The organism is Vibrio sp. MarTm2 (assembly GCF_027587055.1).
Taxonomy (GTDB): domain Bacteria; phylum Pseudomonadota; class Gammaproteobacteria; order Enterobacterales; family Vibrionaceae; genus Vibrio; species Vibrio sinaloensis_D.
The window spans coordinates 382764-399281 of record NZ_JAPPTK010000002.1; the positions used below are offsets into that span (position 1 = coordinate 382764).

12 protein-coding genes are annotated in these 16518 nt (G+C 47.3%); 4 read left to right on the forward strand and 8 right to left on the reverse strand.

Translation table 11 applies throughout. The annotated features are described in order from the left end of the window. Positions 1 to 8: 8 nt before the first annotated feature. From OH458_RS06180 to OH458_RS06190, 3 genes are all read right to left on the reverse strand, one after another. The gene (locus OH458_RS06180) at positions 9 to 449 is read right to left on the reverse strand and encodes a PTS sugar transporter subunit IIA (protein ID WP_269977630.1); all 441 of its coding nucleotides are present in this window, start codon (positions 447 to 449) and stop codon (positions 9 to 11) included. Between the two features lie 251 nt (positions 450 to 700). After that, positions 701 to 1918 carry a mannose-6-phosphate isomerase, class I gene (gene manA, locus OH458_RS06185; protein WP_269977631.1) on the reverse strand — a complete coding sequence of 406 codons (1218 nt, stop codon included), beginning with the start codon at positions 1916 to 1918 and terminating at the stop codon, positions 701 to 703. A 64-nt stretch (positions 1919 to 1982) separates the two neighbouring features. Further along, positions 1983 to 3887, reverse strand: a complete 1905-nt coding sequence (locus tag OH458_RS06190) for a PTS fructose transporter subunit IIABC (protein ID WP_269977632.1) — start codon at positions 3885 to 3887, stop codon at positions 1983 to 1985. Positions 3888 to 4268: 381 nt separating this feature from the next. Between OH458_RS06190 and OH458_RS06195 the strand changes: the two genes are divergently transcribed. After that, positions 4269 to 5108, forward strand: a complete 840-nt coding sequence (locus OH458_RS06195; protein ID WP_005470584.1) for a helix-turn-helix transcriptional regulator — start codon at positions 4269 to 4271, stop codon at positions 5106 to 5108. Positions 5109 to 5110: 2 nt separating this feature from the next. Here OH458_RS06195 and OH458_RS06200 read toward each other — a convergent pair whose 3' ends face one another. Both OH458_RS06200 and OH458_RS06205 read right to left on the reverse strand, forming a co-directional pair. Then, entirely contained in the window at positions 5111 to 5887 is a 777-nt protein-coding gene (locus OH458_RS06200) for a PTS sugar transporter subunit IIA (protein ID WP_038189501.1), read from the reverse strand. 24 nt (positions 5888 to 5911) lie between these two features. After that, the gene (locus OH458_RS06205) at positions 5912 to 6214 is read right to left on the reverse strand and encodes a PTS fructose transporter subunit IIB (protein ID WP_269977633.1); all 303 of its coding nucleotides are present in this window, start codon (positions 6212 to 6214) and stop codon (positions 5912 to 5914) included. Between the two features lie 201 nt (positions 6215 to 6415). Here OH458_RS06205 and OH458_RS06210 point away from each other — a divergent pair, with 201 nt between their 5' ends. Beyond that, positions 6416 to 8281, forward strand: coding sequence for a fructose-specific PTS transporter subunit EIIC (locus OH458_RS06210; protein WP_269977634.1), 1866 nt, complete (start codon positions 6416 to 6418; stop codon positions 8279 to 8281). Positions 8282 to 8333: 52 nt separating this feature from the next. Here the strand turns inward: OH458_RS06210 and OH458_RS06215 are convergent, their stop codons facing one another. After that, complete coding sequence (locus OH458_RS06215; RefSeq protein ID WP_269977635.1) at positions 8334 to 9428, reverse strand: HD-GYP domain-containing protein; 1095 nt, start codon at positions 9426 to 9428, stop codon at positions 8334 to 8336. Positions 9429 to 9533: 105 nt separating this feature from the next. On the opposite strand from OH458_RS06215, the gene OH458_RS06220 reads away from it, so the two are divergent. Beyond that, positions 9534 to 13487 carry a PAS domain-containing hybrid sensor histidine kinase/response regulator gene (locus OH458_RS06220; protein ID WP_269977636.1) on the forward strand — a complete coding sequence of 1318 codons (3954 nt, stop codon included), beginning with the start codon at positions 9534 to 9536 and terminating at the stop codon, positions 13485 to 13487. Positions 13488 to 13560: 73 nt separating this feature from the next. Beyond that, on the forward strand, positions 13561 to 15297 hold the full coding sequence (locus tag OH458_RS06225) for a methyl-accepting chemotaxis protein (RefSeq protein ID WP_269977637.1): 1737 nt from the start codon (positions 13561 to 13563) through the stop codon (positions 15295 to 15297). Here OH458_RS06225 and OH458_RS06230 read toward each other — a convergent pair. Both OH458_RS06230 and OH458_RS06235 read right to left on the reverse strand, forming a co-directional pair. After that, positions 15294 to 15599, reverse strand: coding sequence for a DUF1496 domain-containing protein (locus OH458_RS06230; protein ID WP_269977638.1), 306 nt, complete (start codon positions 15597 to 15599; stop codon positions 15294 to 15296). The two genes, OH458_RS06225 and OH458_RS06230, sit on opposite strands and share 4 nt — an antisense overlap. Before the next feature lie 4 nt (positions 15600 to 15603). Further along, positions 15604 to 16518 (reverse strand): pyridoxal-phosphate dependent enzyme, encoded by a 915-nt coding sequence (locus OH458_RS06235; RefSeq protein ID WP_269977639.1) that lies wholly within the window; start codon positions 16516 to 16518, stop codon positions 15604 to 15606.

Genomic DNA, 16518 nt, shown 5'->3' on the forward strand with positions numbered 1-16518 from the left:
ACTACGCCTTATGAATTGATTAAAATATTAAGGATTTGTTGTTCGTCTTTTGCGTTTTGGACCTCTTCAATAAACTCTTCGCTGAATTTTTCGAATAGTTCTTGAAGAACATAAATATGATGTTCGGCACCGTTATCCGGTGATGCGATCATAAAAAATAGGCTGGGTTTGATGCCGTCTTCATCGCCGTACTCAAGGCCTTCACGCTTAACGCCAACAGCAATGGCAGGGTTAGTGACGGCTTGGCTTTTGGCATGCGGGTAAGCAATGCCATCCATTGAGGTGACGCTTAAGGATTCCCGCGTTTCAATATCATCTAAGAATGCGGATTTGTTATTAATACGCTCGTTATTGAATAACATTTCTGCAAGCTCTTCGAAGGCTTCTTTTTTATTATTTGCTTGCAGGTTGACTTTAATTAAATTGACGTTGGTTAGTTCGGTAATCATTTGTTTTACTCATCAGTGCTTATGCAGTGGAGTTAATTTAATCCTTGCTATCAAACTCGGAAATAGTAAAAAAAATCCAACTACTAGACTTTTGTATCCGGTAATTTTAAGTGTGATAGGCGTCATTTTTAGCCTGTGTTAATGGTCACAAAATAAACGTGAATCACGAAATAGAAAGAGACAAAAAAAAGCCCCGCATAAGCAGGGCAATGAACGAGTGCTGACCTTGGGGGAAGGCAGGAGCACAGTCGTTAACTGTATGCGCGAGCGACTCGACCTGCGCAAGCTATGGTGTATTGCTCAGCGTAAGCAGGAATAAATACCGATTTGCCCTTTTCGATGACGCACTGCTCACCGCAAATGTGCGTTAGGAGCATGGCTTCATCGAGTGGCAGCAGTATTTCAGCGCCTTGTGTCTTAATTTCTCGCCGTTCAGAGTGTTCAATAATCGCGAATTTAAAATCTTCGACCGGAATCGGGTATTCGAGCATACCGTTGTTCTGTGTCGGCTCTAACAGCAGGCTATCGAGTCGCTTTTCGTTAAAGCGAGTGCAAGAGACCAGCTCTTTCACATCCATGTATTTTGGCGTGAGCCCGGCGCGCAGCACATTGTCGGAGTTCGCCATGATCTCAAGCCCAGTACCTTTGATATAGGCATGAGGCGTTTCGGCATCTAAATACATTGCTTGGCCAGGTTTTAAAACGATCACATTGAGGATCAATGGAGCAAATAGACCCACATCGCCCGGGTACTGCTCTTCAAGTTCCACAATCAGGTTAAACAGTGGCGTTGGCGACAGCTTGGCTTTTATGGTCAGCTTCATTAGTGCGACTTCTCTCTGCTCACCTTGCAGTGATAACAAGGCTGAGAAGAAGTTTGCTAAACCATTAGGGCTTTGATCGCCTGACAGATCGTTCACCAGCGAATTGAGCTCAGGAATATCAAGGTAGTTGAAATGGGCAAGGATCTCGTTAATCGGTCTAAAGCCATTCATCGCCGTGTATTCGGTTAACGCGTAAACAAGCTCAGGTTTGTGGTTGGCATCTTTGTAGTTGCGCTGGCTTGCAGAAAGTGGAATACCTTGCTGCTCTTCGCGCTTAAACCCAAACTCCGCCTGATGTTTGTTCGGATGGACTTGAATCGAGAGCGCTTTTTCGGCCGCGAGCACTTTAAACAGGTAAGGTAGTTCACCAAAGCGGCGAGCAATCTTATCACTCAAAAACAGATTAAGGTTTTGACCGATTAGATTAGACAGTTTGGTCTGCTTGGTTCCAGTATCAACCAGTGAGCAACCATTTGGGTGTGCGCCCATCCAGATCTCGGCTTGTGGCTGACCTGACGCGTTTGCGGTGCCAAATAGTTGAGTAAACGAAGATGGGCTGCCCCATGCGTAGTTTTGAATCACGTTTGTCATCGGGTAAAACACACGCTCAAACAACGATTCAGTATTGATAGGTAGTTCAGACATAGAGATCACCATAAAGAGAAAAGTGGCTTGGACGTGTTGCCCAAGCCAATATCAAAGGGAAGAGTTAAGCCGCAGCAGTGGTGTATTTCGCTTTGCGAAGGTTCTTTAAGGTGATGCAAGTTAGAGCGGTTACGCCCGCACCTGCTGCCATACAAACAAGGGCGAGCAGTGGGTAGTTCATTGCACCAAGCAGAGCGACAACTGGGCCGCCGTGAGCAACGCTGTTAGTAATACCGAATGAGAACGCCATCACGGCAGCAACCATAGAGCCTAATACGTTGGCAGGAATTACCGACATAGGATCTTGCGCCGCAAATGGAATCGCACCTTCAGAGATGCCAACTAAGCCCATTGCGCCTGCCGCTTTACCTGCTTCAATTTCAGAAGATTCAAACAGCTCAAACTTACGACCAAGTACCGTTGCCAGAGCCATACCTAATGGAGCGACAGGGATTGCACATGCCATTGCACCCATAAACTGAGTTTGGCCGCTTGCAATCATGCCGACAGAGAATAGGAACGCGACTTTGTTAAATGGACCGCCCATATCAAAGCCAGCCATGCCGCCGAGTACGATACCCAGTAGAACCACGTTGCCTGTGCTCATGCTAGTAAGTAGTGCGGTCAAACTGTCCATCAATCCTGCGATTGGAGCGCCAATAACAAAGATAAACAGACCGGCAATAAACAGTGAGCCTGTGATCGGGGCGATCATGATTGGCACAAGTGGTTGAATGAACTTGTGGTAGTTAATAGAAGTAATGAACTTAACGAAGTAGCCCACTAATAGACCTGCAACGATAGCACCAATAAAGCCTGTTCCAGCTTCAGCGCCATAAAATGATCCGTTGTTGGCAATCCAGCCACCAATCAGACCAGGTGCGAGTGCTGGGCGCTCGGCGATGGCGTAAGCGATGTAACCCGCAAGAATTGGGATCATCAAGGTGAAGGCAACCACGCCGACCTCTAAGATTTGATTCCACATACTGCCTGCAGGAATTGCCATACCCGCTTCCGTTGGTTCACCACCAACTGCTAGAGCAAGAGCAATTAGAAGCCCCCCCGTCACCACGAATGGGATCATGTGTGATACGCCGTTCATCAAGTAACGGTATAGATCAGAACGTGCTTGAGACGCTTTATCAGAGACTGATTGGCCAGTGCTGGTGGCTTCGGCTTGGTAAGCCGGAGCATTCAGCGCTTGCGTAATCAAACCTTGCGCGTCACGAATCGGCGCTTTTACGTTCGTTTTGATGACTCGTTTACCAGCGAAGCGTGCCATATCCACTTGTTTATCACAGGCGACAACAATTGCATCCGCGCGAGCAATCTCTTCTTCGGTAGGGCTGTTTTTCACGCCGATAGAGCCGTTGGTTTCGACTTTGACCTCAAAGCCCATAGCATGTGCGCCTTTTTCTAACGCTTCCGCTGCAAGGTAGGTGTGAGCAACGCCTGCGGGGCAGCCAGTGACGCCAATGATAAAGCCTTTGGTGCTGTCTAAAGGTTGCGCTTGTTCGGTTTGCGGTTTTTGAAGCAGCAACTCAAGTGCTTGCTGGGGGGAGGTTGCATTGATAAAGCGTTCGACAAAGCCATCTTCAATCAGCTTGGATGACAGTTCTGCCAACACTTGAATATGGTGATCATCGCCGCCATCAGGAGAAGCAATCATAAAAAAGAGTGTTGATGGCTGGCCGTCATCTGCGCCGTATTCGATACCTGCTTTGCGAACGCCAATGACGACGGCAGGTTCAAGCACGGCTGCACTTTTGGCGTGCGGGATGGCAATGCCTTCCTCAAAGCCCGTGTTACCCTCAGCTTCGCGTTTTAGAATGTCTGCCAAAAAATCGCTTTTATTGGAAATTCGACCTTGTTGGTATAGCACCTCGACAAGCTCTTCAAACACCTCTTGTTTGGAGGTGGCCTCAAGCTCAAGCTTAATTAGATTTTCATTGATCAATTTGGTGATCATAGTGGACCCCTAGTGCGTTTCTTGTTGTGTTAGGGGTATTTTGAAATCTATCAGCAGTGCTCTGTAGTGAAGAAAAAACGCATTTACTGGAGGATTGTTGCGTTCCTTTTAGAGTGTGATTTCGATCGTTTCAGAGTGGTGATTGGCAAGGGTGTTGACAGTGGTCAGTCTTCCTTAATGCCTTTATTTATGGGAAGGTTGGCAGGCTGCTTAGCGCGAATTCTTGTCGACTTAAGGTTTTTTGAGACTGGAAATTTATTGCTATTACTGGATTTTTGTAACTCAGATCCCGAATTGTGATTTTGCTCAATAGCGCTACTCTTCACTAAAGAGTATACCTAGGCTTCCAGCACGCAGGGTGCAGTTTGAGATAATGCTACGATGGTATTTCATGATTTAATTTCGTCCGTACTTAACGAGCGAGAGCCTTTCCACAACATCTGGTTTGCCGGAGATTTTCATACGCCTCCGGCGTTTAGCTATCAGGTTAACTTTCCGCGTTTAGAACTGGTGCTGGATGGGGAATACGTCAATGAAATGGAAACCCATGAACGTAAAGTGACGAACATTGTCGCGAAAGCGGGCGACGCGATTTTCATCCCGCCCAACTGCTGGAACAAGCCTGACTGGGATACCAATTGCTCGGTATTGAGTATGTTGTTTGGGCGGCGTCAGTTAGGGTTAAGTTTGGTCAGTAAACGCAAGGGAGAAGCGAGCTTTTATGATATACAAAAACACAGCATTCAAACCCGATCAGGCTTTGCCATCGATAATATTTTAGAAGCGCTCAGTTCATTAGCGAGAGAGAACAATAAGAAGCCGATGGATGAGCTATTGCTGCAAGCGCTGTTGCAATACAGCAAAACCATGCTTGATGCACCAATCGAGCAATCACACAGTCGGGTGCAAGATCTCTATCAGGGGATTTGTATCTATATCCAAGAGAACTTCCACCGCCAGATTACCCGAGACAGTATAGCGACACGCTTTAGTATCTCATCCAATCATCTTTCTCGACTGTTTCGCCAGCAAGGACATATGACGTTGGCGGACTATATTACTTGGGTGCGTATTGACCGTGCTAAGTTCATGCTCAAAAAGTACAACTTTAAGCTCAATGAAGTCGCGATGCGCTGTGGTTTTAAAGACGTGAACTACTTCTGCCGCGTGTTTAAAAATCGAACCGGAAGAACCCCAACCGAGTATCGTGGCTCTGTTTAAGTTCAGGACAACAGTTGCGACATGGAGTACATCAGCAGCGCTTGAAGATCGACGCTGCTACGTGTCAGCCTTAGACGTTGAGAAAGTTGATCACAAAGAAGGTTGCGAGTCAGATTGGTTGCGGCAATGATCTGCTCTCTCGTTGGTTTGGCAGGCATCACCAGTGCTATCGCAAGATGCACATTACCCATTTGCGATGCCCAATCAATCGGGGTGTCACTGGCAATGACAGCAATAGCGATATGATCGATATCGTCAAACATGACATGAGGCAGCGCAATTCCCGGAGTGACACAGGTTGATGAGCGCTCTTCTCGTTTAATAAAGGCGAGGAGCAGTTCGTCTGGATGGCCGGGGTGGATTAGCTGGGCGAGTCCTTTTAAGCACTCAAACTTGGTTAACTCAGTATGCGCTTTCGCATAGTGCCATTTGGTTTCACTGGCAGGGCAGAGCTGCGGCAATCGCGTCGCAAGTTCGCTAGAAAACTCATAGTTAATCTTCGAACCAATAAGCGTGTAGTGCTCCGCAATCACATCTTTGAGGACAAAGCAGGCGAGCTCAGCATCCATACCCATTGCGGTAATCTGGCACAGGTCACCCTCGACCAATCCGACCTGTAACATGGCGACCGCTTTGGTAAGGTCGGCGCGACGATCTCGGGTGATGTTAATGATTTGAAGGGTACTTTTGAACTTTTTGGCTAGCACCCGAAGCGGCTGTGCTGCGAGGGCGTTGGCGTCTGAGTTTTCGACTAAGAAGGTCAGCTGGTATTCGTTCATAGGTACCTGTTGTTTTGTTTGAGGTTAAGAGCGACAGTGCAAGAGAAACACTTTGTCGGCATTAACCAGTACATCCTCAATTGACACTCTAATCGCGTTGCAACCTTCAAAGCGAGCTGCTTGGTCAATTTCAATATCAGAGACGATAAGTACTCTATCGGCTTGGGTTATGTCTTGTGGTGTCAGTTGATTTTCAATCCCCATTGCGCCTTGGGTTTCGACTTTGATTTGGACCTGATATTTAGGGGCAGCTTTGATGAGTGCATCTGCTGCCATATAGGTATGTGCAATGCCTGTTGGACAGGCGGTGACAGCGACTATTTTCACGACGTTTCTCAGTTTATAACGTTGCAGACATTAGCACAGCATACGGGGGAATCAGTGATTTGGCATCAGGATTTGAAAGACGCGCTTCACAGTTTGCCTTGGATGTTACAATAATCCAGTTAATGGTGTTTTCGTCCTATATCTAACACCATGGTCGGTGGTTAATCTATGTTCGAGCGCGAATCATTCAAGGCAGAGAAAATGGACATTACGACTCTCATTGAGCCAGACACAATCTGTTTGGATCTAAAGGCAACCACCAAAGAGGGAGTGCTCAAAGAGTTGGTCGATATTCTTGATGCGGCAGGAAAGCTCGCTGATAAGACGCAATTTCTCGACGATATCTGGCAACGCGAACAGATTGGGAATACCGGCTTTGAAGATGGTGTCGCGATCCCTCACGCAAAAAGTGATGCGGTCACAAAACCTGCGATCGCCGTAGGTATCAGTCGAACAGGTATCGATTATGGTGCTGAAGATGGGGAACTGTCAGATGTGTTTTTCATGTTGGCTTCACCGGATGGCGGCGATCATCATCACATTGAAGTGCTCGCCCAGCTCTCAACCAAGCTCATCGAAGAAGAATTTATTGGCCAACTGAAAGCGGCGCAAAATATAGAAGAGGCACGCGCTCTACTCACCGATATTCAACAACCCTCGCATGAATTTTGGGATGAGCCGTCTATACCTCACCCAACACCACTAAGCCCTTGGAAACTCCATCTCGCAAGAGCCAAAGAGCATCTATTGTTTGGCACCTCTCACATGATTCCGTTCATTGTTGCGGGAGGTGTCCTGCTTTCTCTCTCAGTGATGATCTCCGGCCATGGCGCCGTTCCAGAGACAGGAGTACTCGCGGATATCGCCAAAATGGGTATTGCAGGTTTGACTCTGTTTACCGCAGTGCTCGGGGGGTACATCGCGTACTCCATTGCCGACAAGCCTGGATTAGCTCCGGGCATGATTGGTTCTTGGGTAGCAATAGAGCAATACCATACCGGTTTTTTAGGCGCGATTGTGGTGGGATTTTTCGCGGGCATTGTCGTGCGGATGCTAAAGAAGATCCCGTTGCCAGATAGCATGACGTCGCTAGGTTCGATTTTTATCTATCCACTGGTTGGCACGTTTGCGACCTGTGGCTTAGTGATGTGGCTAATTGGTGCACCAATTTCCGCAGCCATGGCGGGGCTCAATGAATGGCTTACTGGTATGGCGGGAGCGAGTAAAGTGATGCTTGGTACGGTATTGGGCGCCATGACGGCGTTTGATATGGGGGGGCCCATTAACAAAGTTGCGACCTTGTTTGCGCAAACTCAGGTCAATACTCAACCGTGGCTGATGGGTGGTGTCGGGATAGCCATTTGTACACCACCTCTGGGTTTAGCATTGGCAACTTTTTTGTCGCCGAAAAAGTTTAAACGGGACGAGCGTGAAGCGGGCAAAGCGGCAGGCATTATGGGCATGATTGGCATCAGTGAAGGTGCGATCCCGTTTGCTGCAGCCGACCCTGCTCGAGTATTACCGGCTATTGTGCTTGGTGGCATAGTCGGTAACGTTGTCGGTTTTATGTTTCATGTGATTAACCATGCCCCGTGGGGAGGCTGGATTGTTCTTCCGGTCGTCGATGGCAAAATTGGCTACATCATTGGAACGCTCGCAGGAGCACTGACTACCGCATTAGTGGTTATTCTCCTAAAGAAAAATGTCCTTGATGAAGAACAAGAGGCGGCACTTGCGCGGGCTTATCACGCGATGGAAGGCGAGGGGGAGGCGGAAATACTTGCTGTCACGTCTTGCCCGTCTGGCGTAGCACACACCTTTTTAGCAGCAAAATCGCTAGAGAAAGCCGCCTACACCATGGGCGTAAAAATCAAAGTCGAGACCCAAGGTGCGAACGGGATAAACAACCGATTGACCGACAAGGACATTCAACATGCCAGGCTGGTGATATTTGCCCACGATGTGGCGATTAAAGAGCCTGAACGCTTCAAAGGGTTAACGGTCATTGATGTACCCACCCGAGATGCGATATTGAACCCACGCGCAGTGCTTTACAGTCGCAAATAGTGTGAATTGCTGGCGTGTTTGCATTGGCTTAATCGCTGACTACTCATCTTACTTAATCATCAGAGAACTCACTGGCGATTTTAATAAAGAGATCTTCCTGTGCGAGAAACGCTTCAATCACTAGCGGATCGAAATGCTGGCCATTGCCTTCCAATATGATGCTTTTTGCCTTGTCATGAGTCATTGCATCTTTATAAACTCTTCTACAGATAAGCGCATCATACACGTCTGCCACCGCCATTAAACGAGCACTGAGCGGAATATCATCGCCTGCATAGCCATTTGGGTAGCCAGAACCGTCCCATTTTTCATGATGTCCGTATGCGATCTCTTTCGCGACGCTGATAAGATCGTTATGCGCCCCAGAAAGCTGCTCCGCACGTTCAAGCGCCTGCAATCCCAAGGTAGTGTGGGATTTCATGATCTCAAACTCCTCTTTGGTCAGCTTTCCAGGTTTAAGTAAGATCGAATCGATGATACCGACTTTGCCAATATCGTGCAGTGGAGCAGCTTTGAAGTAAGTATCGATCTTTTTCGGGGTGAGTAACTCGCGGTACTTTTCATTTTCTGCCAAGTATTCAGCTAGCAGCTTCACGTAATGTTGAGTCCGTAATATGTGATTGCCGGTTTCTGGATCGCGAGTTTCCGCGAGGCTAGCAAGTGCAAACACTACCGCGTCCTGCATTCGGTCGAGTTCACTCGAACGTTTGAGCACTTCCGTTTCTAGATAGCCGTTTTGATCGCGCAAAAAATCTTTGGATCGTTTGTTCTGTAAATGGGTCCTGACTCGAGAGCGAAGAAGCGGAATACTGACAGGTTTGTGGATGTAGTCTGCCGCGCCTAACTCGAACCCCAGTTTTTCGTCCTCTTGCGAATCTTTCCCTGTTAGGAAGACCACTGGGATATGGCGTGTTTTGGGGTTGCTTGTGACAAAGCGAATGACGTCATAGCCGGACATTTCAGGCATCACCACGTCGAGCAAGATCAAATCAACATCGAACTGTTCAAGTACATGCAGAGCCATTTGGCCCGATTTGGCAGCCTTAATCTGGTAGCGACCTGCTAACCCTTGCGCCATAAAGGCGAGGTTATCTGGGGAGTCATCCACCAATAAGACGGTGCAATCATCTAATTTTTCAATCGGCATCTCGTGATCTCATGCAAAGTTTTTAAGCATCTTGTTAAGTACTTACTAAACTATAGTCAAGTAGTGCTGAAAATCACCTTAACTCATTAGTATTAGAAGATGTCGATGCCATCAATCCGAATTTTATTTGCCGTACTGTTTTTGGCGATGGGCCTATGCTCTGTCGCCATGTTTGCCGTATCGGTAAAGCTGTCCGATTTGCATGTTGATAGTCGCAATCACCAGAAGCAGCTTCATTTGTTTTATCGACTTTCGCATGAGCTCAAGCAAAGCTCTGACAATTTGACCAAATTTGCGCGTGCATACAGCGTGACCGGTGATGAGCGTTGGGAAACCTTGTTCAATCGAGTTTTAAGTGTGCGGGCTGGCCAAGCTCCCATACCTGAGGGTAACGAATATGAGTACTGGGATGTGGTCGCTAATGCGGAGCTCGATTTAACCATCTTGACCCTAGGCAGCAGTAAACCGCTGTTAGATCGAATTAGAGATTCAGGGATCAGCGCGGTCGAGTTTTTTGAGCTCAAAAATGCGCTGGCGCTGTCAGATTCTTTAGTTCAGCTCGAACGCGAAGCATTTCTGGCTATTAAGGGGTATCAGCAAGTTGAGGATGGAAAATTGGTTTACACCGGGGAGCCCGATCTCGAAAAGGCGCAATCACTGCTTTATGGCGACGAGTACTTCGCCGAGAAAGAAAGGATTATGAAAGCCATCGCCTCGGCAAATAAGTCGATTCTTGACCGGATTGAAGGACAAATCGCTGAGGCAAACCTTCTTGCTGACAAGTATGAAGCGATCAAGCGCGCCATATTGGGCATCCTCTTGCTCTCCATTGCAGTCTCGTTTTTGTTGCTTTGGCGACTCTACATTAGCCCGCTAAGTCAATTGCTGAGTACGGTTGTTGGTCAAGTGAAACGGAAAGACTACGCATTTACGATTACCCAAACTGCCTATGCGGAACTGCAAAAATTTATCGATAGCTTGAATGTGGTGTTCCATCACATATCCGAGCAATTGAGCCACAATACCTTGGTCAAAGATTTCAATATTGTTTTGCGTACCAGTCAATCTACGCAAGCCCTAGCACGAGAGGTGACTCAATTCCTCCTCCACCAATTTCCTGTTCAGCAGATTGGGATCTATATCCACCAAGATGACGAGTTAACGCGCATTGCAGGCGTCGGTTTTGGTGAAGGAAGTGCCAATGTTATTCGAGATGATTCTTCAACTGAAATGAGTGTTTTGTTATCAGGGGAGCCGTATAGCATGAAGTCTCTGAAAGGCAAATACGCTATGCAGGTGAATGGTGCCTCGTTGGAGTTAAACGAGATCTACTACTTCCCACTTTGCGTCAATGGTAAGCCAGTGGCGCTTCTTGAACTTGGCACAGTTGATGTTTTAACTCCGCAGCAATACCAATGGCTGATTCAAATGCTCGATGATTTGTCTGTCAGTATTCAATTGAGCCAAAACGTGGAGTTGCAAAGAAAAGCAGAGAAAAAAGTGCTTGAGCAGTCCCAGCTCAATCAAGAGATTTTGAATGCGACACCAAACCCAATGTATTGCTTATCGCCTCACGGCAAATATCTCACCGTAAACGCGAAATTTTGTGAAATGTTTGGTTTGAAGATGCAAGAGATCGTTGGCAGAACGCCTAATGAGGTGTTCAATGCCAGTACTGGTCAAGTGTTTACGACTGTTCACCAAGAGCTTCGTCAAACAAAAGGCAGTCGAAACTACGAGCTTTCTCTTTGTGATGGCAGTAGTCAAAATCGCGAAATGCTGGTGTATGAAGCATCTTTCAGCAATGGGGATGGCGAAATTTCTGGCATTGTCGGTATTCTACTCGACTTGACAGAGCGCAAGCAGTTTGAAAATGAGTTGCGAGAAGCGAAAGAACTGGCCGATGCCATGAGCCAAGCGAAAGGGGATTTCTTGGCCAATATGAGTCACGAGATACGTACGCCAATGAACGCCATCCTTGGCATGGCGCATTTAGCACTCAATACAGAACTTGATCCCTCACAGAAAAAATACCTCACGCGGATTAATGAATCGGCCAAGAACCTGCTCGGAATTATCAACGACATTCTTGATTTTTCTAAAATTGAAGCCGGTAAGCTCACCGTCGAGTCAATCGACTTCAGTCTTGATGAAGTATTCGACAATCTTGTCAATGTTGTTTCCTACAAAGCGCATGAGAAAGGGGTTGAGTTCTTGCTCAATATTGACCCTAAAGTGCCGATCGGCTTGGTGGGAGACCCACTTCGTTTAGGTCAGGTATTGGTTAATTTGTGCAGTAATGCGGTGAAGTTTACCGAAAAAGGCGAAATCATTGTCTCTGCTTTGGTCGAGCAATTGGATGAGAATCGAGCAACGATCCGATTCTCAGTGAAAGATACCGGAATTGGCATCGCGAAAGAGAAAATTGAGCATCTATTTAGAGCATTTTCTCAAGCAGACAGCAGCATTACGCGACAATTTGGTGGAACAGGGCTTGGGCTGAGCATCAGCAAACAGCTTGTCGAGCTTATGGGTGGCGAGCTTGTGGTGTCGAGTTCAGAAGGTACTGGGTCGGTATTCAGTTTCACCATCGATTGTGGTCTGCAAGAAGCCAAAATGCGTGACCTTTCTGAGCCAGTAAGTGCGCTCGCGGGTAAACGTGCGCTAATCGTTGATGACAATGATTCTGCACGCAGTATTTTGCGAACGTTGCTCACCGCCATGCACTTTGATGCCAAGGCAGTCAGCAATGCTTACGAAGCGCTCGACGAGCTTAAAGAACGTGCCTACGACATGCTCTTTGTTGATTGGACTATGCCGGGTATGAATGGCCTAGAGCTGCTGCAAAAGGCCCACGATGAGCGCCTCCTACCTGATTGTAAAGTCTTCCTTGTTACCGCATATGGGCGTGAGCTTTCATTGACCGAGCAGAGCAGCAAACTTATCGATGCGCTTATCGTTAAGCCGGTCAATCCATCCAACTTGCTTGACGCTGTAATGGACAGTTTTGGTATTGAGCACGTTACCAGCAAGGTCACTCCTTCTGACAATATTCGACCACGATTCGAGAAACAGACCGTGTTACTTGTCGAAGATAACGAAGTCAATCAAGAAGTGGCACTCGGATTATTGAGTGATACAAACCTAGACGTTTTGGTCGCTAATCACGGCCAAGAAGCGATAAAAATGCTTAGCCATCATAAGGTCAGTTTAGTGCTGATGGATATGCAAATGCCGGTGATGGATGGCATAACAGCGTGTCAAGAAATTCGCAAAAAAGACGAATGGCAAGAACTGCCGATTGTCGCGATGACGGCCAATGCCATGCAAAGTGATGTCGAACGCTGCATCAACGCCGGAATGAATGGCCACATAGCGAAGCCAATCAATGTCGCTAACCTTTACCAAACGTTGCAGCAATATTTACCGCTTGAGGGCGAGCAGCCGCCAAGCGTATCTCCACCTCAAGACAAAGAGTCTTCGATTGAATCCTACCCAGAGCTCACAGGGGTGGATGTTGCCCAAGCGATCTTCGACACGGGTGGTAACGCCGACTCATATTTCTCCATATTGGAACGCTTTTTAGATGCTCAAAAAATAGACACTCACTCGCTGCGAGCGATCATTGCCAAAGAAGATTGGGAAGGCGCCGAACGAATGGCGCATACCCTGAAGGGAGCCTCAGCAAACTTAGGGATTCATGATTTGACCGACTTAGCGATAAGAATTGAAAAACGAGTGAAAGCGTGTGATGGCAGTGCCATTGAAGTGGTAGATCAAGCTCAGCAAATGGTTCTTATGCTCAGAGGGCAAATGCAAGCGTGGCGCGGTAAACACACCACGTCTGATCAACCGTCATGTGATGAGATGAAATCAATGTACCTGAGCTTGGTGGATAAAGTTGAGAATTATGATGTGACAGCATTGGATATTATCAATCAGGCTAAACATTGTGATTTATGGAATGACAAAGAGAAACAACAGCTTATCGAACTCATAGAGAACTTTGAGTTTGAGCAGGCAAAACAATTACTAGATAAGCTACCACAGCCAGAATGAAGTAGGCACACCGAGTAGCTCCAAGATAAATAGACAACGTTAGGCGGTTTTCTTTAAGGATAGGGGAAACGATATGAATATTAACAACACTATGAAATTGGTGTTTGTTGTAATAGGCCTCGGTATCATCATCAGTGTGGTTACGGTGTTACAGCTCAATGGTCTACTGCAGCAAGTGGATACAATGGCTAAGGTGCGGTATCAATCGTATCAAGCAGCGGATGAGCTCAGACAGAGTTCGGATGACTTAACACGTCTGGGTAGGACTTACGTACTGACCGGCGATGAGACCTACGAAAAAATGTACATGGACATCCTCGCGATTCGAAATGGGGATAAGCCAAGACCACAAAACTATCACACCATCTACTGGGATTTAGTTCTAAATTACGGTGAAAAGCCCAAGCCGGATGGCAAGCGAGTCTCGCTTCAAGCCATGATGGAAGCACTCGGCTTCTCTGATAAAGAGTTTCGGTTGCTGAAAGAAGCGCAAGGTAACTCTGATGCTTTGGTGAACATGGAAGTCAGAGCGATGAATGCGGTAAAAGGGCTCTATCCTGACGCCAGCGGCAACTACACCAAGCGAGGCGAGCCCGATTTAGCGATGGCAGCGCAGTTGCTCCATAGTAAGCAATACCATCAAGAGAAAGCTAAAATCATGGCACCGATTGATGAGTTTTTTACCGCTCTAGAAGCGCGGACCTCTTCTCAGTTCAACAACGCGGCTCAAGATGTGAGAACAACCGTGTTGATCGGTAACATCTCTTTGATTGCTGTGTTTGTTATTGCGATTGTGGGGTATGTCATTGTCAATCGCAAAGTAGTAAAACCGATTGATGATATGGCGAAAGTCCTCAAGCAAGTTGATATGGATTCCGATCTGACCTTGCGGGTTGAAGATGGAAGCCGAAATGAACTCGGCGTGATTGGCACGACCATCAATAAAGTACTCGTTAGTTACGCCACGACAATCACTAAGATAAACCAAGTGAATTCGACCATTTCTCAGATTTCCGAAGCGATCCAAGGCATCACCCAGCGCAACATCACTATGGCGAACCAGCAGAACCAAGAGATGGAAATGGCCGCCACAGCAATGGAAGAGATGACAGCGGCGCTTTCGAATGTTGCACAAAGCACCAATATGGCGGAAGAGTATGCGGGCAGCGCAGAAAAAGAAGCCTCCACCAGTAAGCAAGTGTTTGATAAAACCACCTCAGAGTTTGGACAGCTTGAGGGCGAGTTCCTCAACACCGCAGAGATCATTCAACAATTGGCTGAAGAATCGAACAATGTTGGTAACGTGTTGGATGTGATTAAAGCCATTGCCGAACAAACGAATTTGTTGGCGCTGAATGCAGCGATAGAGGCAGCCCGTGCGGGTGAACAAGGTCGAGGGTTCGCTGTAGTTGCTGATGAAGTTCGTTCCTTAGCGCAAAGAACCCAAGATTCGACGGGTGAGATTGAAGGCATTATTCAAACGCTGCAAGAAAAAGCGAAGCAGTCGACGGTGACGATTCAAAGCAGCTCGGAAAAAATGCAGTCGACGCGAGAAAATATGGGCGTCGCGAATGATGCACTTGGCACCATCCAAGGCTCTGCAATTGAAATTCATAAACTGAATACGTCAATCGCCGCAGCGACTGAAGAGCAATTGACGGTCAGTGATGAGATCTCAGGTAACCTATCTAATATCAAGAACTTGTCATCGGATATGAATGAGGCCATCAATCAGCTGGAACCGATTGTTCTCGATCTAAAACGCAATGTCGACGATTTAAATGGTGCGATTCACCATATTCGTACTTAGCGTTTATTGCCTGGCTCGGTTTGCTGTGGGGTGTAAGGTTCCCACAGTAAACTGCCATTGGTTTCAAACTTGTTGGCGACTTGGCAGATTAGATAGTGCTCACCAACTTGCAAAATAGCGCCAAGTGAGTAGGTCTGGTCTTGATAGTAGCAGACCCGTTTACCTACTTGGCTGGCATCAACGCCGATGCCAATAACCGCTTTAGTGGCATCGGACTGGCTCGGTAGCCCCACCACTTTTTCTGCTTGCGCACCACTCGCGACACACAGCAGCAGACCAAGCATGCAAATTTTTGATTTCATGGCTTTACCACTCCTCATGCTGTGAGAAGACTCCGTATTTTCGCTCGTATCGCGGCAGCATACTCTCGTTGCCAAGTAGCCCACCTTGATGAACGTAAATCAGTTTCTTGTCGAGATTCTCTTGATACCAATAGTGTAGACTTTGCCACATCATCGGATCGTATAGCAGGTCAAACTCGATGTGGGTTTGCTGCTTTAGTTCATGCCAGATTTCATAATCTCGTTGGTACAACTTACCAAAGTGGTGCTTAAACGGAAGCTCCAAAATGGTCGGAAAACTGGTTTCACCGAGATCCACAAATTGCTGCTTAAGATATTGCTTACCGCCGACGCAAGGGCAAGTAATCACTTCTATGCCATGAGCTGCCAAATGTTTGTGAAGGTAGAGCGCAGTGGTGCCCGTCCCGGAGGGGAGTGCAACAACAAACTTTTGCCCGGCTTGAAACCGAGTCCAAGAAAGGATCTCTCGTGCTAACTGAGCGATGCCATGTTCAGCCTGCGCGAAACGCCCACCTTCTGGGACGACAAGGCAATGCTCATCTGGTTGACGAACCTGCTTAATGTAAGTTTCAGGATGAAGATCAGACTGGCCAGTAACATGAATATTCGCACCAAGTTCAAGTGCTGCGCGATAGTTTCCGCGCGGGTGCTCGGCGAGCCATTGCGGCATATGGTCGACGTAGAATTCAAACTGCCAACCTTTGATTGCGCAAAGCGCCGACAAGGAGTACATCGCATTCGACTGTGCGCTTCCATAGCTGATGAGTGTCTTTATCTGCTCATGCGGTTGTTCAAGTAGCGCCATAAACTTTCGCGCTTTGTTTCCTGAAAAGTGGCTGTGCAGCTGGTCATCTCGCTTTAGATAAAACTCGATATCGTCAAATTGGTGTTGGGTTATTGGGGTGTCAGCTAATTTCAT

Coding starts and splice junctions, on each gene's coding strand:
- OH458_RS06180 (WP_269977630.1), bottom strand. CDS start 449: ATGATTACCGAACTAACCAACGTCAATTTAATTAAAGTCAACCTGCAA.
- manA (WP_269977631.1), bottom strand. CDS start 1,918: ATGTCTGAACTACCTATCAATACTGAATCGTTGTTTGAGCGTGTGTTT.
- OH458_RS06190 (WP_269977632.1), bottom strand. CDS start 3,887: ATGATCACCAAATTGATCAATGAAAATCTAATTAAGCTTGAGCTTGAG.
- OH458_RS06195 (WP_005470584.1), top strand. CDS start 4,269: ATGGTATTTCATGATTTAATTTCGTCCGTACTTAACGAGCGAGAGCCT.
- OH458_RS06200 (WP_038189501.1), bottom strand. CDS start 5,887: ATGAACGAATACCAGCTGACCTTCTTAGTCGAAAACTCAGACGCCAAC.
- OH458_RS06210 (WP_269977634.1), top strand. CDS start 6,416: ATGGACATTACGACTCTCATTGAGCCAGACACAATCTGTTTGGATCTA.
- OH458_RS06215 (WP_269977635.1), bottom strand. CDS start 9,428: ATGCCGATTGAAAAATTAGATGATTGCACCGTCTTATTGGTGGATGAC.
- OH458_RS06220 (WP_269977636.1), top strand. CDS start 9,534: ATGCCATCAATCCGAATTTTATTTGCCGTACTGTTTTTGGCGATGGGC.
- OH458_RS06225 (WP_269977637.1), top strand. CDS start 13,561: ATGAATATTAACAACACTATGAAATTGGTGTTTGTTGTAATAGGCCTC.
- OH458_RS06230 (WP_269977638.1), bottom strand. CDS start 15,599: ATGAAATCAAAAATTTGCATGCTTGGTCTGCTGCTGTGTGTCGCGAGT.
- OH458_RS06235 (WP_269977639.1), bottom strand. CDS start 16,518: ATGAAATTAGCTGACACCCCAATAACCCAACACCAATTTGACGATATC.